Raw genomic sequence first — 22,865 nt, forward strand, 5'->3', positions numbered from 1 at the left:
TTTGATGTCCAAAATTTTGTTTCGTTCCCTAACTCAAGGTTAGCTACTAAAAACTTTATTGATTACGTTTTGCTTGTTCAGTTTTCAAGGTTCATGTCGTTGCTGTTTTCTCAGCAGCAACTCTTATATAATATCATGTCGCAAACTCAATGTCAACAACTAATTTATTTAATGTGATTGTTGTTTTTTCAGTAGTTATCTTAACGACTTGTATAATAATACACCCATAATTCAAAAAGGTCAACACTTTTTCTAATAAATTTTTATACTTTTTCATTTCACTGAAAAGCTTCCTATATAATAACTAATTTTATTTTAATACTTTAGTGTCCAAGGTCCCCCCTAAGTTAGTAGCGCCCAAACTAAACCATACTTAATGAAAGGTAATTAAATGAGAAAGTACATTGTTTTTTGACGTTTAGAAGGGAGAGACTTTTTTGAGGGAGAAGTTAAATCTAAGTAATTAAACAAAAAGACCCTTTCCTTTTGATATAATTCCATTAATACTAATAGGTGACCTATGCGGAAAGGAGTTAAGTAAAAATGTCCTATATTAACAAAGATCTTGCTCGTACCTTAGAACAACAACATAAGCGAAGTGTAAGAGGTTTGTTTTTAAAATTCCAAGACTTAAATAATAATTGTACATTATTAAGAAAACGACTTGAACCACATATCGACTTAGCCGTTTATAAGCATGCTATTGATTATGTCAATCAATTCGTTTCTCACACTACCATCCTCAACTTAAAATTCATTACAAATACACAAAATTTAGAAGTCGTTGTGTTACATACACTTTTATTAGCGCATATAGTAGAAAACGAAGATTCTTATACTTTTGAATATGAACAGAAATTACTCCAAGGATACATTCATGAAATATTTGCGTTAAACGATCATGCCAAAGCACTTTATACTAATCACCAGGAAAAGATGCTTCATTATATAGAATCTCAACCAATATAAAAAGACGATCTTCGTAGCGCTTTACTACTCGATCGTCTTTTATATTATCTTCTTTCTTCTATTATTCCTTTAATAATCATTGACCGGACTGGTAAGAACTGCTCTCCTGTATCACCATAAGTGAGAATGACATCATCACCTTCTTGTAAATAAATTGCAAGCGGTTCTGTTTCTGAGCTTACCAAATAGTTTTCCCCGTTATTAAGTAAAAATGATACAACTGTATATTCACCAAGACGTTCCTTGTATACGCGAAGTACCTTTCCACTTACATTTTTCTCTTCTGCATGTGAGCTTCCTTCTACTGTACCTCCACCGCGACTTAAGGCTGTTTTATATAATTTCAAAGCCTCTTTAGGAGTTGTCGCATAAACGGAAATTTCAGGATTTGCCGCAGATACGATGAAATAATTTTGTAAGAAACCATTTGAGTCAAGCACCGCGGTTAGCCAGCTAGCCTCACCGTAAAAGTTATACAACACTGGCATTTCCCCAGACCATTTCTTCTCTATAAATTTCTTCTCGATAATTTGCAAGTTACCTTGTGAATCCATATAAGAAGCGTCTAAATTTCCAGTGTAATAAGTTGCTTGACCTGTTCGGGCATTTGTTAACGAATAACCAAGCATCGAATCGACACCCTCTTTAGGGCTCGTAAAGTCTGTGAAATAATACATATCGCCCTTCTCATCAAAAATTGGGCTAACATTTGACTCTGTTCCCTCATCGGAAGGAAGTTTTACGTCTTTCTTACCAAACTTACTATTCCAAAATCCGTGTACATAGTTACCGAAATAACTATTTTGTAAGCTTACTGTCTCTGGAGAAACCGCTCCATCAATAAATTCTGGGACATCTTCCAACTTGATTACTTCTGATTTTCCTGATAGCGCATCTACAAGCACGATCCCTTTTACATCGAAGCCATTACGTGCTGAAATAAATTCACCATATGAACGGATGTAGTATGGCTTACCTTCATCATCTATTTCAAGTTGAACATCTCCACTAAAAACAAGGAATGGATGTTGTAAACGTATATGACGCTCTAAATTTGAATTTAAATAAGCAGACGGAACATACTTCATTTCCTGCTCAACAAATTTAGGATTATCCGCTGAATCTGTTGCACTCATTATAAAGTAACCAGGAGTCGTCCCGCCATTGAACCATTTAAAGAAACCAGAGAACTCAACTGGCGCTATATAAACATACTCGCCATTCACTTTTTGAATTTGTAAGCGCCCTAGCTCGTAATAACTCGTATTCGGTACTTGTCCGAACGCTTTTTTCATCTTATTGCGCGCAAATTTAGGAGGAACACTAGCTGGAGTTTGTGTTTCATCGAATGGTTTTATTTCAACCTTTTCCTTCATTTCAGCTGATTTATATTTTTCGTTCGCATTCCATAAAGGAGCTGATAATACAAACACAGCAACACCTAAACTAGCTAAAAATAAAACACCCTTTATTTTTCTTTCAATACCACTTGCAAGAAGCGCGCCACCTAATGTTATTAGAATAATAGCGGGCCAAAAAGCAAGCCAGTTTACATCCATTTTTGTCACATAGACTGTTATACTAGTAGCTAAAAATCCTAGTACAAATACACCTATAAAGAAGTATCCAATTACCTTTTTAGATCCGTCTTCTCGCTTTTTCGTTATAAGCGGTGTTAATAAAACACTCGCGATTAGTCCGATGACTGCCGAAGCTATTAATAGCTTGGTCATTTCATTCACCCTTTCTTATCTACTGTCCACTTATTTACGGCTACATACTAAAAAAGTTTCATTCATACGATGAGTATAGAAACCTCTTTGTGCATTTCTTTCACAAAAGAATAAAGGAAATTCTGACATAGATAAAGAATTTCAAAGAAAAGGAGATGAGAAATTTGTCTAAAAAAATTTTATTAACATGTATTATTTTGTTTGGTCTTTATTATATTTTTTTCTTTACCCATATTGCAGAAAGCCTGATACTTATCTTTAAAGTGATTCCAATGCTTTTAATCATTATTTTAGCCGCTACACCAAAAAATTTAGGCATTAAAAAGTATCAACTACTGATCGTCATCGGACTTGTCTTTTGTATGGTTGGTGATTATACACTACAGTGGTTTCTAATTGGGCTAACAAGTTTCTTAATCGGGCATATTTTTTATATCTTCGCCTTCTTTTCTACTAATGAACGACAAGTACCTACTTGGGCGAAGATTGTCTTACTCGTTTACGGGGTAAGTATGGCTGCGTGGATTGCAGGTACAGTGTTTTCATCAGGAGAAGTCGTGCTTGGTATCGCGGTCATTGCCTATATTTCGGTCATATTAACGATGGGTTGGACTGCGATTCGAACAGGTTCTACATTTGCAACGATTGGAGCTCTGCTATTTATCTCATCAGATTCCTATTTATCTATTAACAAGTTTGTTATGCCCTTACCATTTTCACATGAGGTTATTATGTTGACCTATTACGGTGCCCAAATACTAATTGCGTTAAGCATCCTTCAATATTCCGAAATCCGAAGTAAAGTGTTACAATAATATCAATTATGCCTCGGCATAATTGCGTCTGGTATTGCCAGAGGCTAGTGGGTGTTTAGACACCCTCTGAAAGAAGTTAAACATACACATTAGGAGGCCATACTTATGAAAGAACAAGTAATCGAGCGTTTAATTCGTTATGCAAAAATTGATACACAATCTGATTTCACAAGCGAAACAACTCCTTCAACTCAAAAGCAATTTGACTTATTGCATATACTAAAAGATGAACTTGCTGCAATAGGCTTAACAGATATTACATTAGATGAAAATGGTTATTTATTTGCAACACTCGAAGCAAATACAGATAAAAAAGTGCCTACTATTGGTTTTTTGGCGCATGTGGACACAACAACAGATTTTACTGGAACGAACGTTAATCCACAGCGCATTAACAATTATGATGGTGGAACGATCCAGCTAAATGAACATCTAGCGATGTCGCCAGCAGATTTTCCTGAGCTTAAAAATTATGTAGGTCAAACGTTAATTACAACGGATGGTACGACATTATTAGGTGCTGACGATAAAGCTGGTATCGCAGAAATTATGACTGCCATGGAATACCTAGTTAAAAATCCTTCTATTAAACATGGTAAATTACGTGTAGCGTTTACGCCTGATGAAGAAATTGGTCGCGGTCCTCATAAATTTGATGTGGCTGCCTTTGGAGCGGAATATGCTTATACGATGGATGGCGGACCACTTGGCGAGCTACAATACGAAAGCTTTAACGCAGCAGGTGTAAAGGTTGTGACAAAAGGTACGAGTGTACACCCTGGTTCTGCGAAAAATAAAATGGTCAATGCTATCACAATGGCGATCGCCTTCCAAAATGAAATGCCTACTGATGCCGTACCAGAAAAAACGGATGGCTATGAGGGCTTTATTCACTTAATGGGCTTTAACGGTGCGATTGAACATACTGAGCTTTCTTATATCGTCCGTGACCATGACCGTCAAAAGTTCGAGGCGAAAAAACAATTAATGCTTGAGGCTGCAGCAAAAATTAAAGCCCAATATGGCGAGGATGCTTTAAGTATTACAATGGAAGATCAATATTATAATATGGGTGAAAAAATTGAGCCTGTAAAAGAAATCGTTGACGTTGCACGTACAGCAATGGAACAGTTAGATATTACTCCGATTACATTACCAATCCGTGGCGGTACTGATGGTTCACAGCTTTCTTACATGGGCTTACCAACACCAAACATTTTTGCAGGCGGCGAAAATATGCACGGTAAATTCGAATATGTATCTGCAGAAACAATGGAAAAAGCAACACAAGTTATTATTGAAATCGTACAGCTCTTTGAACAACAAGGAAAATAGTAACGAAGAAGGGTTTACCCCTTCTTCGTAATTTTTTCAGAGGTGATGACTGAATTTTCAAATTACGTAAAGGTATTGAGGTGACTTTAATGAAAGAAATTGCATTGGGCATAATAGCCTCGCTTTTTTTTGCGGTTACATTTATCTTGAATCATGCAATGGAAATGCAAGGTGGTAGCTGGCTATGGAGTGCATCCCTACGCTATTTCTTTATGCTACCGTTTTTACTTGTGATTGTCTTCTATCGAAAAGGTTTTTCCCAACTATCAGGTGAAATGAAAGCACAGCCTGTAGCTTGGCTGCTATGGAGCTTTATTGGGTTCGTATTGTTCTATGCCCCACTGACATTTGCAGCAGCATTCGGTCCTGGATGGCTCGTTTCCGGAACGTGGCAATTTACAATTGTCGCAGGCGTATTACTAGCTCCCCTATTTGTTTCAGTAGTAGCTGGGAAAACAGTACGTCAAAAAATACCGCTTATTTCATTACTAATATCATGTGTCATTTTAGTCGGCATTTTACTGATCCAAGTACCACAGGCACAATCTGTTCCATTTAAAAGTTTAATGCTTGGCATTTTACCTGTTGTCATCGCTGCTTTTGCGTACCCTCTTGGCAACCGCAAAATGATGGAAATCTGTGGCGGACGCATCGATACATATCAACGAGTTCTTGGGATGACCATCGCCTCGATGCCCGCATGGATTATTCTAGCCATTTATGCAATGGCAACGGTCGGCCTCCCTTCAATCAACCAAGTGATGCAATCGTTGCTTGTAGGTATAAGCTCCGGCGTCATCGCCACAACCTTATTTTTCATTGCGACCGACCGTGTTCGCAATCATCAAGGCAAGCTTGCAGCAGTTGAAGCAACACAATCGACTGAAATACTCTTTGTCATTATTGGTGAAGTATTGTTGCTCGGCATCGCATTCCCAAATCCAATTGCTCTCGCGGGTCTAGGTGTCATCATTGTTGGCATGCTATTACATAGCTACTATACGATGATACTAGGGAAAAAGAGTGCTGTTCCTAGCAGCAGTTCTACTTAGTCATATGAAAGGCATGTACATTACTAAATTACTTTTTAGTAGTGTACATTTTTTTATTCTAGAGAACACTAAAATTTATAAATCATTGTTTTAGATGTTCCTACTACTTCATAATCTTTAAAGCCTAGTTTTTGATAAATATGAATGGCAGAACTATTTTCAAGGTCTACGCTAAGTGAAATGGCATTGTATCCTTCATCCTTCGCTTGTTGAATTATGTTATGCATCAGTAAAGTTCCCACTCCTCTTCCCCTTACTTCTTTTGAAACAGCCATTCCTATTTCAGGCGTATTGCCATCAATATAACCATAGCTTTTATTATTGTCATCAAACAATCTGTACCAAACTGCACCAACAGTTTTATTTTCTGCGTCAACAGCAATCAACGCTTTATCTCCCTTTCTCCCCCAACCTTCATGATATTTTCTTATGTCAGGCGAAATGAGTAAAACTTCTTTTGATGGTTTATTCTCAGGAATGTGTATAGATTCATATAACATATCTTGAAAGAACTCAAACTCGTTTTCGAAATTTCTAATAGTAAACATGACATAATCACCCCTTCACCATAACGTGGAGTTGATTTCCGTTCCGGCTGGGCGCTTTCCTGGGGGCGTCCGATGAGCCGCTTGGGGCAACAGGATGTTGGTCACGAAGGCGTTATCACAGGACGTGATGCTTTTAGCCTTCGTTCCCCTACTTGCTCGCTCCAGGGTCTCGGGCCAACAGGATGTTGGTCACGAAGGCGTTATCACAGGATGTGATGTTTTTAGCCTTCGTTTCTCTATTGCTGATCCCCGAGGAGTCGCCCAGCCTCCACTCCAATCAACACTAATATATGTAGCGTACATTTAAAAATATTTAACTTTCGATCTCTGTACCAAATTGTTCCGATAAAATGCGATTATATTCCGTTAAATTTCCTAAGTATTCCTATAAAATGAAATCATCCCAAGATTTTTCAATCAAAAAAAAGACGACTCAGTCACAACGGAGTGAGTCGTCTAGAGATTTTACGTTCCCAAAAAATGAGGGGGGTTTTAGGAGCGTTATCATGAACTAGCAAACTTCTGGAGAAAAGTAGCTAAAGTCCATCCTCTCTACACTGTATTGTAGACGAGGAATAATCTTTATACGATAATGATAATCATTATCAATTATAAAGTCAACATTAATCTGAAAATTTCTCAAAGTTTTTTTAATTCCTTTCCACCGAAAGAAATAATGTCACAATGCCTTCTTCAGCGAGCGACGATATTGCCATTGCTTTAGCTGAAAATGTAGGAAACAACCTACACAAAAGCCTGCAATTGCTACCGATGAAGCTACAGCAACCATTCCCGTAAAGATATAGCCAACCACCTGCCATTTTAGCCAGTAACCTAAAATTCCACCTGCTAAACATAAGCTAGCAATACTGGAATTGACTTTTTGCTGCTGCGCATCCTCTGGTATATATGTAGATGGCGCCTTTTTTAGAAACAGCTTCCCTACTCGAATAATAGGGTTAAAATTGCATAAAACACCAAGTAAATTTGCTATTAAAGGAATTGCTAAAATCCAAAAGACACCTGTTACCCACGTTAGAATGACACTTAGAAGAATCGTCCATTGATTGAGTCGAACGAGCGGCCTTGGAATTGCATGGGGCTGTGACATTTTAAAACCTACCTTTCAGATATGTTTAATGTATTTTACTATATTGCCTTCCATTTGTGAAGCGAAAATGATTAATTTATAATAAACGTAACAGATGATTGAAAGAAAAGGTGATAACAATGCCAGCATTAACGATGGATCAAGTTCGACAATTGAATTCCTATAGCATTTATACGACAGAACCAAAGCGGACATTATTTACATTAGCTGATATACATAAAGACTTTTACCATCCTGATTTTTTAAACCTAGTGATGGGTATTACAGATGCAGCAACGGAAACTGCCGCTATTTCTCATTTTGCACGCCGCTACGGTATGTTTTTCGCTATGCAACTTTACATGCTAGCCGCCTATGACGAGGTGTGGGACGGTAAACCGATCGAGCTTCGCTTTGATGCAGCAAAAGAATTCGACAGTTTTACAGTTGCAATGTTTGTTAACCCAAACGATTGGCGCTATGTCGAGGAGGAAGAACGCCAAGCCGTTATTGAGAAGATTCTCTATGATGGGCATGTTATCGTTCAACAGCTTCGTAAAGTAACATCTATTTCCCCTCTCACTATTTGGGAAAATTTCTTTGGATATTTACTTTGGCACTATCATGTATTGCTTTCTAACCCTGGCCTAGCCGATCAAGCGATGGAGGATATTGAAACTTTAGAGGACCCTAAAACATGGGCTCGCTTCTCCAACAAATCTTGGTGGGCACAATATACAGAAGGTCAAAGTCCCACTAATTTAGTGAACGTCCCAGTACGAAAATCATGTTGTTTTTCTAAAGACATCCCTGGTTTAATGGCTTGTGGATTTTGCCCGATAAAATAAAAAAGCCTTACCTCTCATATGAAAAAGAATCCATTTTGATCAATCTTTTATTCAAACTGGATTCTTTTTATTTTTTTACTATTACTTAAAAAAGTTAAAACTTTTTCCAAATTGAGTCGTCTCTTTAGTGCGCGATATCTTACGGAGGATAAAAATGATTAATCAAAATCCATTTGAGGTGATTGAAGAGATTTACGAGGAGCATTACACATATTTGCGGAATTTTTTAATTGGATTAACTAAAAGTTATGACGTAGCCGATGACATCATTCAAGAGTTATTTGCAAAAATCTTAACAGATCCATCAAAAGTTCAAGAAGTTACTTATATGAAAAGTTGGTTAGTAAAGGTAGCCAAAAATACACTCCTCGATCATTACAAAAAAAGAAAACCAGCGCTGTTTCATGATGAAACTGTAATTGAAAGCTTATTAATTGATAATCAAACACCCGAATCAAAAGCAATCATAAATTCCCAAATTACAACTACCTTAGGTTATTTATCGACGAGTGATAAAGCCATTTTTTTAGCTAAGTTTCATTATGGTTATGATTATCAAGAAATAAGTACACTTTTGGATATACCTATCCCTACATTAAAGTCCAAGATATTTAGGATGAGAAAGCAGATGGCTAGAAAGAGGTGAAAAAGATGGAGGATTCCCAAAAGATTCATATTCTTTCGCGGGAGTTAATCTCTGTATTTGATGAGTTAGAACAAGAAACACAAGAAGTAGTCTTGGAACATATTCAAGACTGTAGTGAGTGTAGACAATTATTTAATGAATTAGCTGAGGGAAATTATCCGATGTTAGAGCGGCATGAGGAAGTAAAAATTAAGCCATTAAAGAAATTAGTTCAGTTTAATCACGGTCTTAAATGGTTATTTATTTCCATTAGAGCTCTCATTTTATTTTATATCCTATATTCTTCTTTTCATTTTTACAACTGGGAACTGTCTGCAGATGCGGCCCTTGAATATATCAAAAGTGTCACTTTTATATTCTATTTCCCAGTAGCTATTTTTTTATCAGTATTCACGATTGTATTTTTTTCTAAAAGGTGGATTATACCTTCAATTCTCTTTGATTTAGGAATTATATTTTTTTTAGACACATTGATATCGATTTTCTATGAATACATGGGGTGAACAAATTGGAAATGATAATTTTAGTTGGGTTCATTTTAGGGGCAAGTATTTTCCTTTTTACTTTAATAGCGTTGAAAAAAACAGGAAAGTTCTACTTGGCTCCGATTGTGACATTTTTAATTGCTGTGCTCATCGTCCTATACGGATTGTTCAAAGTGAGAGGCTTCGAAGGGATGGGGTTTGGCATTCTTGGAGTATGCATTTTGATAGCAGCCATAGTCGGGACGATATTACTTCCTTTTATGAAAGGCCTAAAAAAGTCTGAATTTAACAAAGTAGATAAATCAATCTTATTGATAATCCCAGTCCTTATTTTTGCTATTATTGGTTGGACGATTACTTCAAATAAAGGTTATTGGGTCAATGAAGAAGGTGTTATAGAGGCTGGTAAAGATACTTCCTCCTACTACGAGGTATCTACGATTTCAGAAGGAATGAAACAAATTCATATTCAATTAGGCGAGAGATATGAAGGAAAGCATCTGGAAGTAAAAGATGTAAAGACCTTAGGAAACACTGAAATTACAGTTAAGGTCGTCGATAAGGGAAATGCAAAAGAGGGGCTCCCATTTATAGAGATAGGTCTAGATAAAATTGTTGAGCCGCTAGTAGTCCAAACAACTGATGGAGAGATAATCAATTCTAAATCTAATAACTAAAAAACTAGCTATAATGTAAATTGTAACTGTATACCTTTATTAAACAATCGGGCTCTCTTGTTTGTGTAGTTAAATACCTTACATCAAAAATTAAACAACTATATTTTTAACCCCGTCTAAATTTAGAACGGGGTTGTGCTTGTTTGAGCTTTTAAAATTAAATAACTTTATTGTCATTTTAAATGGCTTTGTTTTTTTATCATGGTTATAATACTATTTTGGTTCAGCTTGTCACTCACACTAGTGATGAGGAGCTGTTGATTTTTCACGGAGAGTGGCGACTCCTGCGGGATTAGCTTGAGCTGAAAGCCCCGCAGGAACGTAGTGACGAGGAGATTGAAGCCAAGCCCGCGGAAAGCGCCAACTCGGAGTGAAAATCAACCATTGTTTATTGATACACCTTAATTTATATATTATTTTTTGTTGATAAGGTAAGGCTTTTTTCTGTTATTTATTTTTCATAAACGACGAACCAATCATCTTGATCCTCATACATAGAAGTACCTATATAGCCCTGCTTCAAAAGCTGTTGCTGGCCAACTGTATCCCCCATCGATATCGACTTCTTCTCTGTAAAGATTGATAGCTCTTGTCGCAAGTCTTTATAGAAAATATATCGTAGCTTATCTACATACTTAATTTTTAATCCCTTTACGACTAATCCTTGAGAAAATTTATCTTTTAAACTAGGGATATTATATGGCTTGACCGTTGAGCATACATAATCATATTTTGTTAAATCGATATGACCCATGACAACTTGGGCTAATGTTTTTTGTAATCCGTAGCCACGATATGTTGGTGAGACATTCGATATTTCTTGATATAACACTTTATGAAATTCATCCTCGCTAATCCCACAATCATAGCCAAGGTGCTCGTCGTCAACAGGAGGGTTCAATAGTGCGCGAAAGGCCATTAACTCATCCCCTACGTAAGCACCTATCATCATGCCATTGCCGCTTAAAATATAGTCAAATTCCTCCGTGCTTAATGGCTGTAATATACTTTGGTCTGCTAATGATTCATAAACCTCAAGCTGTAATGTTTCAATTTCTTGTAAATGCTGAAGATTTAATGGTGTCACAAAAAACGGCGTTTCCCCAAGCATACCTTCAAAAATTTTCTCCAATTCGCCGCCTCCTTAGTCTGTTACAATTGTTGAGAACTTACATAATTCTTTAAGGATTTCTTCATCTACGTCGACACCTAATCCTGGTTTTTCATTTAAACAGATAAATGGAACATCATAGTGTAAGTTTCCGACATCTTTAGAGAACTTTAATGGACCTGTTAATTCTACACTTGTCATTATTTTTTTAGAGAATGCTACATGGAAGCCAGCTGCTGAACCAACGGATGATTCGACCATTGAACCGATTTGGCATTCAATGCTTGCCATTTCAGCCATAACCACTAGTTTCATAGCAGGATAAATTCCACCGCATTTCATTAATTTAATATTTACTTTATCTGCAGCACGCTTTGCGATAATTTCACGCATTTCACGTACACCGCGAAGACCTTCATCAATCATTAATGGAACATCAGATTTTGACTTCACCTCTACCATTCCATCAATATCTTCACTATCTACTGGCTGCTCTAACCAATCGATATTTAGATCTTTCAATGCACGTAAACCTTGTAATGTAGTTGACGCATTGCCCCACCCTTGGTTTACATCTACACGAATGGCAATGTCTTCACCAACACGTTCACGTACCGCTTTGATACGAGCAACATCACGAGTTACCTCTGTTCCTACCTTCATTTTAAATGATTGATAGCCCATTTCTACACGGTTAGCCGCCTCTTCTGCCATCGCCTCAGGTGTTCCAATGCTCAATACATGAGTAATCGGGAATTTCTCATGATAACGTCCACCTAGTAGTTGATATACTGGAACTTGTAACGCTTTCCCTGCAATATCAAAACAAGCAATGTCAATCGCTGCTTTCGCTGCTGGGACATCCTTCACTACTTTGTTCATTTTATCGTGAAGCTTTTCAAAGGCCATTGGATTTTCTCCAATGATTGCAGGAGCAAGTTGGTTCTTTAATAGCGCGTACGTGCTTTCCCACGTCTCCCCTGTTACGTGTTCATCTGGTACAGCTTCTCCATAGCCTACAATACCTGTGTCTGTCGTAACCTTCAAAATAATAGAAGGCATCGTATCATATGTAGCATAACTGATGATAAATGGATCAATAAGTGGTAAATGGATTGCAAAAATTTCTACTTGTTGGATTTTCATTTTTATCAGTCTCCTGTATAATATAGTTGTCGCTAATACGTCGCTAATTATTAAAAAAAATAGAAAAGGAAGTTGCCTATGTCTACTAAAATAGCGGTTATCTGCTCTAAAGCATTTATGAAGCGTATAAATAGTATCGCACAAAACATAGAGAATATTCAAATAGATTTTTATCTTTACAAGCAACCTACAGAGGCACCCGCTTTGTTAAAGGAAATTAAACCATGTGATGCACTTTTATTCGGCGGAACGTTACCCTATTTACATGCCCAGTCTGCACTGTCCGAACTGCCAATACCTTGGAATTATATAAAACAAGATGAGACGGCAATTTCTACAACTTTACTATCGCTTATAGCGAATCATGCAGTGCCTTTAAATAGAATTTCCATCGATGTTATGAATCCAGCTATTGTCGAAAATGTTTTAACAGAAATAGAGTATTTTGGTCCCAAACCATATATACAGGCTATTTCTATCACTGTACCTACTCAATCTATATTGCAGCATCATATCGCTTTATGGAAGGCTAACAGCATTGATTTTGTCATAACAAGTATTCATAGTGTGTTTGATGAACTACAGGCTCTTCAAATACCGGTAATGCGTATGTTAGATGCAACTAACTCCATTGTTCAGTGCTTAGAGGAAACGAAATCCCAATCACTTCTTACAAAGTCCGAATCTGTGAAAGCTGCCGTTGGACTATTAGAAGCTTCTGAAAATAAACCTATAGACGATAACATGTTAACGCAAATCACAGCAGCTACACATTCAACTTATAAAGAAATTTCGCCGTATTCTTTTGAGCTATATACGACAGCTGGACATTTGCAAAAGGCACTCGAAAAAGAGAATTTACAGAACTTATTACAACAAACCGATCAGTCATTTAAGCTAGCATTTGGGTATGGTCATTCTATAGTTGAAGCTAACCATAATGCCAAAAATGCATTAACATTTGCCAAACCTTGTGAAATTTATATACTCGATGAGCATAAAAACTTGCTAGGTCCATTCCCTAAATCAGAAGTAAGACTAGCTTTAAAAACAGATGATCCCTTTGTTTTACAAATGGCAAAGCAAACAAACTTAAGTCCATTAAATATTTCCAAGATCATTCATTTTAGCCGAGAGCGACAATCAGCTCAATTTACATCCCATAATCTTGCAGAATATTTGCAGGTTACACGTCGCACAACAGAACGCATTATTAAAAAATTAGTGGATAACGGCTATGCAAACGTTGTTGGTGAAGAGATGCCTCACCAACAAGGTCGCCCACGTACAATTTATGAATTGAACTTTGCTGTCTATTAAGATCAATTATGCCTCGGCATAATTGCGTCCCTGATTCGGCTTTGTGCTTGCACAAAGAACTCCTTTCCGAATTCGTGACATCCGCCGGAGGCATTAACTCCTTTCAGCGGATGTTTGGACACCCGCTGAAAGGAGTTAATTGATAAGCTCTCGCAGATGTTTTTCCGTCCGCGAGAGCTTAACATCAGAGAAAAGTGAACTTTTAACTCTTGGATTTAGTCAGCCATGACCATATTAGCATCATCTATCTCTTGCTCTTTTTTGCGCTGCTCTGCTGCTTCCATTTCTTCAGGTGTCAGCTTAACAATCGCAAATCCGATATATGCGTAAAAAATTGAAATAATAGGTACTAGGAAGTTAATAATTGCATATGGTGCGTATTCCATGGCTCCTACACCTAACGTCGCTAAAATAAAGACTCCACAAGTATTCCATGGGAAGAATACAGAAGTTAGTGTTCCTCCATCTTCTAACGCGCGAGATAAGTTTTTCGAATGCAAGCCACGCTCTCGATACACATTCGCAAACATACGTGATGGAACAACAATCGAAATATACTGCTCAGAACATGTAGCATTTGTTGTAATACATGCAGCAATCGTTGAAGCAACTAGGCTTCCTGTAGATTTTGCAAATTTTACAATGACATCCATAAGTGCTTTTAACATGCCGGAATATTCTAACACCCCACCGAATGTCATAGCCACAATTGTCATTGAAACCGTATTCATCATCGAATCTAAGCCACCACGGTTAAATAGGTTGTCCACCATGTCATTGCCAGTTGAAATAACAAATCCTTCTTGTAAAGCATGTACAGCCATTGTAGGTGTGCCGCCTTGTACGAAGATTTGTAGTAAGAATCCTGAGACAATTCCGACAACTAAAGCTGGAATCGCAGGTACTTTTTTCGCTACCAATACAATTACACCAACTGGTACAAGCAATAACCAAGGAGAAATAACGAAACTTTCCTCCATTACTTTTAATGTTGTTAAAATGCTTTCTGATTTCATTGAGATATCTGCGAAGCTTCTTCCCATAAATCCAAATACAACGATTGCAATGACTAAAGCTGGAATTGTCGTATAAAGCATGTGCTTAATATGATCAAATAAGTCGGTACCTGTTAAACCTGCTGCGAGATTAGTAGTATCTGATAACGGTGACATCTTATCACCAAAATATGAACCCGAAATAACCGCTCCAGCAATCATTGCTGCAGGAATTCCCATACTTAAACCAATCCCCATACCAGCAACGCCGATTGTTGCCATCGTCGACCATGAGCTACCAATTGCCAAGGAAACAATTGAACATAACAGCATGATTGTTACTAAAAACCAAGCTGGGGAAATTAATTTTAAACCAAAATAAATCATTGTCGCTACGACACCGCCGCCAATCCATGCGCCGATTGTCAAACCTACTAAAATAATAATAACAATTGCTGGCAAAGCTAGACGTATCCCCTTATACATCATTTCCTCAATTTCCATCCACTTAAATCCATGCATTTTGGCCACAATTGCCGCTACAGTTGTTCCAACAATAAGTGGTACGTGAGGACTTTGCTCTAACACGACTACTGTTATTAGCATAGCTATAATCATTATTGCAAAAGTCAGAATTGCCCAACGAGCATTAATTTCCTTTTTCATATATTCCATCCCCTTTTTTGCACCAGTAGCCAATCTCCGTTGTCAAAGACGCAAATATTTTTATATGTTTTTTAGCATAATATTCGAAAAATTAAAAGTCAACGCAAAAAAATTATGCTTCTCGAGCAATTTCGACTATTTTAGCGCAATAAAACGCTTTCAAATAGCTATTAGGGACAATCCCAAATATTCATACATTTCGATAAAAAAGAATATAAAAAGGAACTATATCAAATGAATTTTGATATAGCTCCCTCTCGCAATCATTATTCGTATTCAGGTTTTTTTTCTAACACACAAGCAAGTACTTTCGCAGCATCCATTAATGCACTTCGTTCAAAAGTCATTTTTGGATGGTGTAATCCAGGCGTTAAGTTCGCACCAATACCAACCATCGTTGCTTTTAATTCAGGCTTTTTAACTGTGTAAAAATGGAAATCATCACTTCCAGGTGTTGTAATTTCCCCTGCTAGATGCTCTTCCCCAAGTGTTTCAATAATTGCGTCTTTAGCCATACGCGCGGCAACTGAAGAAACCTCAGCACCAGGTGTGAAATCTATCCACTTCCAGTCCATATCAATCTCAAACTGCTGTTTGATTGAGTTTAAGCCAAACTCAATCCGACTACGAAGTAATTCTAGTTGGTTATTATGTTGCGCTCGAATATCCATCGAGAAGCTCGCAGTTCCTGGAATAATATTTGTACTCCCACCATCAGCAACAATCTTCGTTAGCTTTGCAGAATGAGGCTCGAAAGGTGATAAATGTATGCTATTGAGCATTTGTTGTACGGCCATAATCACATCGATTGCATTTTTCCCTTGATGAGGTCTAGCACCATGGGCATCAGTGCCTCGTATTGTTCCTTCTAAAAAATAAGCTGCCCCATGATGAATAGCAGGCGAAACCTTGCCAAGTGGCAGCTCTTCAATTGGTCTTAAATGAACACCAAATAAATGCGATACGCCATCAACAGCGCCGCGCTCAAAAGCTGCACAAGCTCCATTCCCAAGCTCTTCAGCAGGCTGGAAAATAAAACGAACGCGATGTTGCAACGGTCGATCTTTCAGCAGTAATAAAGCGCCCAGTACCATCGTTATATTGGCATCGTGCCCACATGAGTGGTTCGCTCGCCACTCCCCATCCACTTCCTGCCATAAAGCGTCTATATCTGCACGTACAGCAACAATTTCATCACCTGTCCCAATTTCAGCAATTAGCCCTGGAACATCTCCTAACAACCGATAGGATACGCTAAACTCATCTAAAATCGACGCGATCTTTTTTGTAGTCTCAAATTCCTTCCAACTTACCTCTGGGTATTTATGAAAATGTTCAAACCATTGGTAAATTGTTTCCTCTAACACTGCATTTGACATAACGACACCTCTATACGCATTTTTGTTTCCCATTATACATGAAACGATTTCAAAAAAAAGAGGACAATGACCGTAGCGTGTGGTTGATTTCCGTTCCGACTGGGGGCGTTGATGAGCCGCTTCGGGTAGGATCTCATCTGTATTACTCCCAAAAAACAAAGGACTGTGTTAAAAGTAATTTCTACCTTTAGCACAGCCCCTCAAATAAATATTATAAACTTGTAAAAAAACCTTCTGGATATTCTTCATAATGTACCATTGTTAGTTGCTCCCCATTTTTTTCCTCTTCCATATTTAGCTCCATTTCCTGATCCATTAAATACGTTTCAAATTTTGAATTAAAAATTTTTTTCATGTAATCACCTCCTCAATTAATTTAATTGAATTTTCTGATAAATTAATTATATAATGACCTTTGTAAAAAAAGCAATAAACGATGCTCATTATGCATAAAAAACATAAAACCAATCTACTTTTTAGATTAAAATTCCATCAAAAAAAGAGATGTATCAAATTATGATACATCTCCCTTCATAGTAAAGCTTATAAACCAAGTGCTCGGTATATAATCGCCGTAAATTCTGCTCGTGTTAAGTTTTCATTTGGTCTAAAATTACCGTTTTCATCGCCTAGCGCAATGTTATGGTCTGCTAAAGCAGCAATATATCTACTCGCCCAATGTGATGGATCAACATCCTTGAATGTACTATTGCCCTCAGGCGTTAAACCAAATGCAATCACTATCACTTTTGCCATTTCTGCACGTGTTATAGAAGCGTTTGGTCGGAACGCACCATTTGAACCGTCCACGATACCCGCTCGTTGTAGACGTGTAATTTGTTCATAATTCACATGGTTTTTAGGGACATCCGAAAAGGATTCAACATCTCGAATTGGTGCTGGTTGTAAGGCACGGTCAATCATAAGCACTACGTGTTGACGTTGAATCATATCATTCGGTAGGAAAGTGCCATCTGGAAAACCTATAATAATGCAGCGCTCGGCAACTTCTTTAATCATATCTTGTGCCCAGTTATGATCAATATCCTTGAAAGTAATGTCACAGCCATGGCTTTCCTTCATCCATCGCGCATATAATGTGAGGTCTTCTGTAACAACATCTTTTGCAAAATCCCATGCTTTTGTGAATTTTTTATTTTTATACCAGCCGATAAATAGGTAGCCTTCCTTCTTCGGATTAGTAGGGACTTTCACTAAAGCTTTATATGGTACTGTTTGCGACGGAACTTCACTGCCTCCATTTGAATCAAACGTAACTATATAATCTTTTGTCCACTTCGCATACAACGTGATGTCTGCGGTTACTTTATCTTTCGCAAAGTCCCATGCATTGTTAAGCGCTGCCTCCTTATACCAGCCATCAAATCGATAGCCTTCTTTCACCGGAGTAGTTGGGGCTTTCACGAGGTCGTTATAACCGACTGTTTGGGATGGCACTTTACTTCCACCATCGGAGTCAAAAATGACTTTATAGTTTGGCGAACTTCCGCCCGATCCCCCACCGGAACCTCCACCCGACGTATGATCCTTCGTCCATTTCGCATACAACGTAACATTTTTTGTCACTACGTCTTTTGCAAAATCCCACGCCTCTGTTAGATCTTTGTCTTTATACCACCCCCCGAATGTGTATCCTGCTTTTACTGGAGTGGATGGGGCTTTTATTAATTCACCAGATTCTACTGATTGAGATGGAACTTCGCTTCCGCCATTGGCATCAAAAGTAACGATGTAGCTTACTTTCTTCCATTTGACGTAAAGTGTGATATCTTTTTCCACTACATCTTGATCGAAATTCCATGCTTCTGTCAGCCCTTTATCTTTATACCAACCTTCAAATGTGTATCCTTCTTTCACCGGAGTAGAAGGAGCCTTTACTAACTCACCAGAGCCTACCGTTTGGGATGGAACTTCGCTTCCGCCATTGGCATCAAAAGTAACGATGTAGCTTTCCTTTTTCCATTTAGCATATAGCGTGATATCTTTTTTCACTACATCTTGATCGAAATCCCATAGTTCTTTCAGTTCTTTATCCTTATACCAACCTTCAAATGCGTAGCCCTCTTTCACTGGATTCGACGGAGCTTCCATTTTTTCGTTATATGCTACCATTATCGATGGAACTTTACTTCCACCGTTGGAATCAAAAGTGACAGCATAATGGCTCCACTTTGCATAAATTGTCATTGGTTGTACTACTGTGTAATCCCAATCTTTCGTAAAGTCCTCATCTTCAAACCAACCTAAGAACGTTCTCCCTTCCTTTTTTTGTGGATTGAATGGAGAATTTTTTTCAGTCCATTGGAAATTATGTGAACCATTAAACGTTACAAAATCAAGACTGTTATTATAAAAAGCACTACTCTTAATCGTTGTAACACTTTCTGGAATTTCTAAACTTGTTATCGGATTTCCGTTAAATGCTGATGTTCCTATCGATGTAACACTCGATGGAATCTCTAAGCTTGTTAACTTATTATTAGTAAATGCAAAATCCTGTATCGTTGTTACGCTAGATGGAATCTCTACGTTTGTTAATCGATTATTATAAAATGCGGCCGCTTCTATCGTCTTAACGCCTTCAGGAATTTTTACGGTTGTTAACTGATTGTTATAAAATGCACTTTGCCCTATCGTTCGAACATTCGATGGAATATCCACATTCGTTAATTTATTACCAGAAAATGCAAGCTCCCCAATCGCTATTACACTTGATGGGATTTCTACACTGGTTAGCTTCTTATCCGAAAATGCTCCATGTCCTATTTCTATAACTGGTTTACCTCCGATTTCACTAGGGATAATAATATAATCCTTTGCTATACCAAAATAATGCTTAATAATTGCAACGCCATTGCCAAGATCCTTCGTTATGAAAACATCTTTTGGTGGTGGTTTGTTTTCATCATCCTTTTGAACACTTTCATCCTCTAAATTTCTCGATTGTACACTATCATTTTCATTGTTGCTTGACGCATAAACAGATAGATTACCCAAAGACAATTGAGAAAAGACTAAAAGCATAATAATTAAAAGTAATCTTGCTTTTTTCATTTAGCAATCTCCTTTCAACTCATTTAAAATATAAAAAGGATATCTATCTTAAAGTGGATATCCTTTAATTACAGTTATAAAACTAACAATCCTGACAAAAGTATGCAAATCAACTTTTTCTGGTTTTTGAACAAATTTTGATAATCAATTTTATTGCAATTTCTTTAAAGTTGAGTTATGTAGATGCTTCTTATCCTACTTTCATTTTCACTACCTGCAAAAGAAAAAGAATCTGCTCGTTCCCGTAGCTTGTAAGTTAAGCAAAATCCTTGTAAACATACAAGGCATGCACTTACTAACTCAGAGAATGAGCAGATTCATATTTTTTACTATAACTTCGTACCTAAACCCTTTTCCTTCTTACTTAAACTGTGACACTTGTTTTACTATTTCGATTGTCATCATCGTTACCTTTATGCTGTGTTACGTATTGGATAACAAACATTGCAATAAAGATTGCTAAACCAGCCCAATCCGAGAATTTTTCTGGATAGATAAGAAGTAAACCAGCTGCAATCGCAATAATGCGTTCAAACCAAAGCATTTTGCGATACCAGTAACCGATTACTCCCGCCCCTATAGCTACCATTCCCGTAATGGCCGTGAAGACTACCCATATAATTTCAGGTATAGTTGTATCTATCATTAACAATGCAGGTGAGAATACAATCATATACGGAATAATAAACGCCGCAATAGCAAGCTTTGCTGAGTTTACACCTGTTTTAATCGGATCTCCACCAGAGATTCCTGAAGCCGCAAAAGCAGCAAGTGCAACAGGTGGTGTTATATCAGCAATAATACCAAAGTAAAATACAAAGAAGTGTGCCGATAATAAAACGACCACTGGTACTAATTCCTGCGGTGTATTCGGCGATAATAATGCAACGATTGCCGGAGCAGCAATTGTTGACGTAATTACATAGTTAGCTGTTGTCGGTGCCCCCATCCCAAGAATTAGGGAAGCAATCATTACAAAAATCAACGTTAAAATAATACTACCACCCGCTAATTCTACTAAACTATTCGCTAAACTTAAGCCTAGACCTGTTTTCACAACAACACCTACGATAATACCCGCACAAGCTGTTGCCGCTACAACACCAAGTGCTGTACGAGCCCCTTCAACTAATGCCTCAATAATATCTTTTGGCTTTAAACGTGTTTCCTTATTAAACATCGCAACACCAATAGAAATAATAATACCGTAAAGTGCTGCACGCATTACCGGTGTACCCGTTAACATTAAAATGATAATTGCGACGATCGGTAATAGAAGGTAAATTTTCTTAAATACCTCTCGACGATTTGGCATTTGATCATCACGTAAACCTTTTAAACCTACGCGTTTCGCTTCGAAGTGAGTCATAATCCAAATACCTGTAAAATAAAGCAATGCAGGTATCGCCGCCGCTTTTGCAATATCCCAATACGTAATTCCGCGACCGATAAATTCAACCATTAAAAACGCTGCTGCACCCATAATCGGAGGCATTAACTGCCCACCTGTAGATGCCGCCGCCTCAACTGCACCCGCAAATTCTTTACGATAGCCCAATTTTTTCATCATCGGGATTGTATAGGATCCAGACGTTACAACATTCGCTACAGAGCTTCCCGAAATCGTACCTTGAAGTGCACTAGAAAATACCGCCACTTTTGCAGGACCACCAATTAATTTACCCGCAAGAGATACCGCTAAATCATTAAAGTATTGACCAACACCTGTTTTAACAAGGAATGCACCAAAGAGTAAAAACACAAAAATGAATGTGGCTGAAACACTAATTGGTGTTCCAAAAATACCATCTGTCGTAAAATACATGAGATTGACAATACTCTCAAAATCTTGCCCTCTATGTGCCATAAAATCTGGGAAGTATGGTCCGAAATACGCATAAATTAAGAAACATATAGCAATGATGGTAATCGGTAACCCTACTGCACGGCGAGCTGCTTCAAGTACTAATACAACAGCTATGAGACCTACAATAAAATCTGTTTGTGTAATGGTACCATTACTATTAACAAGCTCTGAATAGTTCATCGTCCAATACGAACCTACCGCAATGGATAATACCGCTAAAATATAATCGAACCATGCGATTTTATTCTTTGCTGCTTTTTTTCGAGCTGGGAATAATAAGAAAATTAAGGTCAAACCAAAACCTAAATGTATCGTACGCTGAATTTGCGCTGGAAATTGGCCAAAAACCGCTGTGTAAAGCTGAAACAATGAAAATGCTAGTAGTCCAAAGAAAATGATATGTTTCATAACGCCCGATACCGTTCGTACATTGGATTCAATATCATATTTCTCAAGTATGGCTTGCTGCTCTTCCGCTGATATTTGTTCGAATTCTTCTTTTTTTACTTCGTCGTTTGATTTATGCTGTGTCGTCATTTCATCCTTACTCCTTTCCATTGTTCATAAAGCGATAAACGCTTCAACTCAAATAAATAGGACTTTCCCCTTTGCAAATCTTTTTTTAAATCGTATTCATAATCCTCGTAATCTAATACAAGATCTAAATCTAAATCGCCTATATAAATCGTAAAATTTTCAATAACCTCATTGTCAAACTGCAAAAAATATTTACCATTTCGTTCTGTTAATGTTTGATTTTCCTCTGCATAGCTTGGCATGCCGATCGCTAAACTTTCATACTCCATCCCTAGCATTTGAATACTTGTTCCGTCTACACATTTATAATGTTCGAGTACATCCGTTTTATGAATAGAGTGAGTGTATCTAATATCAAATGTGTCCTCAGTTGTAAGTGGTATATAATGCACTACCGGGTCATTTATACGTGTTTCCGTAAATGCGAATACCTTTTGAAGAGGAAGAAAAATGACCACACTAAAGCAAATACATAAAAAAGCTAACACAATAATTAATTTTCTCTTTCGCACTACATCTGTTCCCCCACATCAATTATGCCCCGGCATAATTGCGTCCCGAATTCAGTGAC

The 22,865-nt window shown here is 37.5% G+C and carries 20 protein-coding genes; 9 read left to right on the forward strand and 11 right to left on the reverse strand.

Going from position 1 to position 22,865, the window contains the following annotated elements; translation table 11 throughout:
* Positions 1-543 precede the first annotated feature (543 nt).
* On the forward strand, positions 544-969 hold the full coding sequence (locus ACQKN2_RS11370) for a hypothetical protein (protein WP_427415069.1): 426 nt from the start codon (positions 544-546) through the stop codon (positions 967-969).
* Between the two features lie 44 nt (positions 970-1,013).
* On the opposite strand, the gene ACQKN2_RS11375 is transcribed toward ACQKN2_RS11370, so the two are convergent.
* Positions 1,014-2,702 carry a hypothetical protein gene (locus ACQKN2_RS11375; RefSeq protein ID WP_427415070.1) on the reverse strand — a complete coding sequence of 563 codons (1,689 nt, stop codon included), beginning with the start codon at positions 2,700-2,702 and terminating at the stop codon, positions 1,014-1,016.
* A 155-nt stretch (positions 2,703-2,857) separates the two neighbouring features.
* Between ACQKN2_RS11375 and ACQKN2_RS11380 the strand changes: the two genes are divergently transcribed.
* The 3 genes from ACQKN2_RS11380 (at position 2,858) to ACQKN2_RS11390 (ending at position 5,904) form a co-directional block, all read left to right on the forward strand.
* A complete protein-coding gene (locus ACQKN2_RS11380) occupies positions 2,858-3,517 on the forward strand; it encodes a lysoplasmalogenase (protein WP_427415071.1) in 660 nt (219 codons plus the stop codon).
* Between the two features lie 105 nt (positions 3,518-3,622).
* Entirely contained in the window at positions 3,623-4,852 is a 1,230-nt protein-coding gene (pepT, locus tag ACQKN2_RS11385; protein WP_427415072.1) for a peptidase T, read from the forward strand.
* Positions 4,853-4,941: 89 nt separating this feature from the next.
* Positions 4,942-5,904 (forward strand): DMT family transporter, encoded by a 963-nt coding sequence (locus ACQKN2_RS11390; protein WP_427415073.1) that lies wholly within the window; start codon positions 4,942-4,944, stop codon positions 5,902-5,904.
* A 68-nt stretch (positions 5,905-5,972) separates the two neighbouring features.
* Here the strand turns inward: ACQKN2_RS11390 and ACQKN2_RS11395 are convergent, their stop codons facing one another.
* Positions 5,973-6,452 (reverse strand): N-acetyltransferase family protein, encoded by a 480-nt coding sequence (locus ACQKN2_RS11395; RefSeq protein ID WP_427415074.1) that lies wholly within the window; start codon positions 6,450-6,452, stop codon positions 5,973-5,975.
* Positions 6,453-7,131: 679 nt separating this feature from the next.
* Complete coding sequence (locus tag ACQKN2_RS11400) at positions 7,132-7,563, reverse strand: DUF4395 domain-containing protein (RefSeq protein WP_427415075.1); 432 nt, start codon at positions 7,561-7,563, stop codon at positions 7,132-7,134.
* A 119-nt stretch (positions 7,564-7,682) separates the two neighbouring features.
* Between ACQKN2_RS11400 and ACQKN2_RS11405 the strand changes: the two genes are divergently transcribed.
* The 4 genes from ACQKN2_RS11405 (at position 7,683) to ACQKN2_RS11420 (ending at position 10,198) form a co-directional block, all read left to right on the forward strand.
* Complete coding sequence (locus ACQKN2_RS11405; RefSeq protein ID WP_427415076.1) at positions 7,683-8,390, forward strand: Fe-S oxidoreductase; 708 nt, start codon at positions 7,683-7,685, stop codon at positions 8,388-8,390.
* A 154-nt stretch (positions 8,391-8,544) separates the two neighbouring features.
* Complete coding sequence (locus ACQKN2_RS11410; RefSeq protein ID WP_427415077.1) at positions 8,545-9,036, forward strand: RNA polymerase sigma factor; 492 nt, start codon at positions 8,545-8,547, stop codon at positions 9,034-9,036.
* A gap of 5 nt (positions 9,037-9,041) precedes the next feature.
* Positions 9,042-9,539 (forward strand): zf-HC2 domain-containing protein, encoded by a 498-nt coding sequence (locus ACQKN2_RS11415; RefSeq protein WP_427415078.1) that lies wholly within the window; start codon positions 9,042-9,044, stop codon positions 9,537-9,539.
* 11 nt (positions 9,540-9,550) lie between these two features.
* A complete protein-coding gene (locus ACQKN2_RS11420; RefSeq protein ID WP_427415166.1) occupies positions 9,551-10,198 on the forward strand; it encodes a YesK family protein in 648 nt (215 codons plus the stop codon).
* 451 nt (positions 10,199-10,649) lie between these two features.
* On the opposite strand, the gene ACQKN2_RS11425 is transcribed toward ACQKN2_RS11420, so the two are convergent.
* Positions 10,650-11,330, reverse strand: a complete 681-nt coding sequence (locus tag ACQKN2_RS11425; protein ID WP_427415079.1) for a GNAT family N-acetyltransferase — start codon at positions 11,328-11,330, stop codon at positions 10,650-10,652.
* A gap of 12 nt (positions 11,331-11,342) precedes the next feature.
* Complete coding sequence (locus ACQKN2_RS11430; RefSeq protein ID WP_427415080.1) at positions 11,343-12,455, reverse strand: mandelate racemase/muconate lactonizing enzyme family protein; 1,113 nt, start codon at positions 12,453-12,455, stop codon at positions 11,343-11,345.
* A 78-nt stretch (positions 12,456-12,533) separates the two neighbouring features.
* Here ACQKN2_RS11430 and ACQKN2_RS11435 point away from each other — a divergent pair, with 78 nt between their 5' ends.
* Complete coding sequence (locus ACQKN2_RS11435; RefSeq protein WP_427415081.1) at positions 12,534-13,775, forward strand: hypothetical protein; 1,242 nt, start codon at positions 12,534-12,536, stop codon at positions 13,773-13,775.
* A 215-nt stretch (positions 13,776-13,990) separates the two neighbouring features.
* Here the strand turns inward: ACQKN2_RS11435 and nhaC are convergent, their stop codons facing one another.
* The 6 genes from nhaC to ACQKN2_RS11465 all read right to left on the reverse strand — a co-directional run bounded on the left by nhaC (position 13,991) and on the right by ACQKN2_RS11465 (position 22,806).
* On the reverse strand, positions 13,991-15,436 hold the full coding sequence (gene nhaC / locus ACQKN2_RS11440) for a Na+/H+ antiporter NhaC (RefSeq protein WP_427415082.1): 1,446 nt from the start codon (positions 15,434-15,436) through the stop codon (positions 13,991-13,993).
* A 266-nt stretch (positions 15,437-15,702) separates the two neighbouring features.
* A complete protein-coding gene (locus ACQKN2_RS11445; RefSeq protein WP_427415083.1) occupies positions 15,703-16,815 on the reverse strand; it encodes an amidohydrolase in 1,113 nt (370 codons plus the stop codon).
* Positions 16,816-17,026: 211 nt separating this feature from the next.
* A complete protein-coding gene (locus ACQKN2_RS11450) occupies positions 17,027-17,170 on the reverse strand; it encodes a hypothetical protein (protein WP_427415084.1) in 144 nt (47 codons plus the stop codon).
* Positions 17,171-17,358: 188 nt separating this feature from the next.
* Positions 17,359-19,890 (reverse strand): InlB B-repeat-containing protein, encoded by a 2,532-nt coding sequence (locus ACQKN2_RS11455; RefSeq protein WP_427415085.1) that lies wholly within the window; start codon positions 19,888-19,890, stop codon positions 17,359-17,361.
* Positions 19,891-20,254: 364 nt separating this feature from the next.
* On the reverse strand, positions 20,255-22,294 hold the full coding sequence (locus tag ACQKN2_RS11460; protein ID WP_427415086.1) for a TRAP transporter permease: 2,040 nt from the start codon (positions 22,292-22,294) through the stop codon (positions 20,255-20,257).
* Positions 22,291-22,806, reverse strand: coding sequence for a DUF1850 domain-containing protein (locus tag ACQKN2_RS11465; protein ID WP_427415087.1), 516 nt, complete (start codon positions 22,804-22,806; stop codon positions 22,291-22,293). Before ACQKN2_RS11465 ends, ACQKN2_RS11460 begins: the two co-directional genes overlap by 4 nt.
* Positions 22,807-22,865: the final 59 nt, after the last annotated feature.

It is taken from the genome of Lysinibacillus sp. NPDC093688 (assembly GCF_050280145.1).
GTDB lineage: Bacteria > Bacillota > Bacilli > Bacillales_A > Planococcaceae > Lysinibacillus > Lysinibacillus xylanilyticus_B.

Coding starts and splice junctions, on each gene's coding strand:
- ACQKN2_RS11370 (WP_427415069.1), top strand. CDS start 544: ATGTCCTATATTAACAAAGATCTTGCTCGTACCTTAGAACAACAACAT.
- ACQKN2_RS11375 (WP_427415070.1), bottom strand. CDS start 2,702: ATGACCAAGCTATTAATAGCTTCGGCAGTCATCGGACTAATCGCGAGT.
- ACQKN2_RS11380 (WP_427415071.1), top strand. CDS start 2,858: ATGAGAAATTTGTCTAAAAAAATTTTATTAACATGTATTATTTTGTTT.
- pepT (WP_427415072.1), top strand. CDS start 3,623: ATGAAAGAACAAGTAATCGAGCGTTTAATTCGTTATGCAAAAATTGAT.
- ACQKN2_RS11390 (WP_427415073.1), top strand. CDS start 4,942: ATGAAAGAAATTGCATTGGGCATAATAGCCTCGCTTTTTTTTGCGGTT.
- ACQKN2_RS11395 (WP_427415074.1), bottom strand. CDS start 6,452: ATGTTTACTATTAGAAATTTCGAAAACGAGTTTGAGTTCTTTCAAGAT.
- ACQKN2_RS11400 (WP_427415075.1), bottom strand. CDS start 7,563: ATGTCACAGCCCCATGCAATTCCAAGGCCGCTCGTTCGACTCAATCAA.
- ACQKN2_RS11405 (WP_427415076.1), top strand. CDS start 7,683: ATGCCAGCATTAACGATGGATCAAGTTCGACAATTGAATTCCTATAGC.
- ACQKN2_RS11410 (WP_427415077.1), top strand. CDS start 8,545: ATGATTAATCAAAATCCATTTGAGGTGATTGAAGAGATTTACGAGGAG.
- ACQKN2_RS11415 (WP_427415078.1), top strand. CDS start 9,042: ATGGAGGATTCCCAAAAGATTCATATTCTTTCGCGGGAGTTAATCTCT.
- ACQKN2_RS11420 (WP_427415166.1), top strand. CDS start 9,551: ATGATAATTTTAGTTGGGTTCATTTTAGGGGCAAGTATTTTCCTTTTT.
- ACQKN2_RS11430 (WP_427415080.1), bottom strand. CDS start 12,455: ATGAAAATCCAACAAGTAGAAATTTTTGCAATCCATTTACCACTTATT.
- ACQKN2_RS11435 (WP_427415081.1), top strand. CDS start 12,534: ATGTCTACTAAAATAGCGGTTATCTGCTCTAAAGCATTTATGAAGCGT.
- nhaC (WP_427415082.1), bottom strand. CDS start 15,436: ATGAAAAAGGAAATTAATGCTCGTTGGGCAATTCTGACTTTTGCAATA.
- ACQKN2_RS11445 (WP_427415083.1), bottom strand. CDS start 16,815: ATGTCAAATGCAGTGTTAGAGGAAACAATTTACCAATGGTTTGAACAT.
- ACQKN2_RS11450 (WP_427415084.1), bottom strand. CDS start 17,170: ATGAAAAAAATTTTTAATTCAAAATTTGAAACGTATTTAATGGATCAG.
- ACQKN2_RS11455 (WP_427415085.1), bottom strand. CDS start 19,890: ATGAAAAAAGCAAGATTACTTTTAATTATTATGCTTTTAGTCTTTTCT.
- ACQKN2_RS11460 (WP_427415086.1), bottom strand. CDS start 22,294: ATGACGACACAGCATAAATCAAACGACGAAGTAAAAAAAGAAGAATTC.